The sequence below is a fragment of the Candidatus Accumulibacter vicinus genome, assembly GCF_000584955.1.
Taxonomy (GTDB): domain Bacteria; phylum Pseudomonadota; class Gammaproteobacteria; order Burkholderiales; family Rhodocyclaceae; genus Accumulibacter; species Accumulibacter vicinus.
The window spans coordinates 11,452-12,774 of the sequence record NZ_JDSS02000032.1; the positions used below are offsets into that span (position 1 = coordinate 11,452).

Annotated in this window: 1 protein-coding gene; it reads left to right on the forward strand. The window is 57.3% G+C overall.

Annotated elements, in window-relative coordinates:
- On the forward strand, positions 1-916 hold a 916-nt coding region (locus CAPSK01_RS15080; protein ID WP_337958597.1), incomplete at its 5' end, for an RHS repeat-associated core domain-containing protein.
- Positions 917-1,323: the final 407 nt, after the last annotated feature.

Below are 1,323 nucleotides of genomic sequence, written 5' to 3' on the forward strand. Positions count from 1 at the left end.
GGGAACGACGCTCATCGGCACCGCCACCGCGGCGCCGTACACTGTCGCCTGGAACAGTGTCCCGGCCGGCAGCTACCCCCTCACCGCCAAGGCGACCGACAACCTCGGCGCCGCGACGACCAGCGCCGCGCGCACGATCACCGTCACCGGTAGCGGGCCGACCATCCTCTACCTGCACGGCGATCATCTCGGCACGCCGCGGGTGGCGACCAACGAAGCCAACGTCGTCGTCTGGCGCAACCTGCCGACCGGTGAGCCGTTCGGGATGGCGTTGCCGGAGGAGGACCCGGATGGGGATGGACGGGCGACGGTGATCAATCTGCGCTTCCCGGGGCAGTATTTTGACAAGGAGACCGGGCTGCATTACAACTACTTCAGGGATTACGATCCTTCCACCGGACGGTATGTGCAGAGTGATCCCATCGGCTTGCGCGGGGGGCTGAACGGGTACACCTACGTAAGCAATGCACCGACGATGTACGTTGATCCCACCGGGTTAGTAAAGTGGTCCGGCGAGGTCTATTCCTTGGCGTTCACGCCCGGTCTCGGTGGTGCAGTGTATTGGTTCGACCTGAAATCGGAATGTGTCAACGGCCAATACGCCTACATTCGCGTTCGTGCGTATGGGTTTGGCGCCAGTTTTGGGGCAAGGCTCACAGGAGGCGCAAGCGAGGTGAGTTTTGACGATCTCAATACGACAATTGACCCCAGTGGCTTTGAGGGCGTATTCCGAGCGACCGGAGCTAACGCTGGCGTTATTCTCACCGGCGGTTGGACATGGTATCAGTTGGGAAAAAATCTCTCCGATAGCGCTCCTGCGCCGAGCCCCGGCATCGGATTTGATTTCGGAATTGGCGGCGTAAAGGGCAAGTCAACAGTAAAAGGCGTTGAATGGAAGAAGTGTCGCTGTGAGTAAGCTTATCGTTCTTACTATCTTGGCTCACTATGGCTCGTACTCGATCATTGCATGGCGCGCAAATATGCATTTAGAGGGTCCCGATCAGGAAGATCGCAGGATTTCTATGTTCATTATCGGGCCAAAGGCTCTAGCCAATTTGTGGCAAATGCTATTCGGGTTCCGGTTTGTGAGCTATGGGGATCGCGTTTTGACCGTTGCATCGATCATCCATATCCTCACGACTCTTGGGATTGTCGGAATTATGCTATCTTGGTTATTTGAGTAGCACACAGATGGGGTCAAGGGCGCGAATAATCGGGGACAGACCGTTCGCCGTGATCGGCGGTATATCCAGCGGGTTAAAGTCCCGTGAGAGGAGTTGTCCGTACGCCTTTCTAGCACCGGGAAGCGGCGTTCGAGTAATC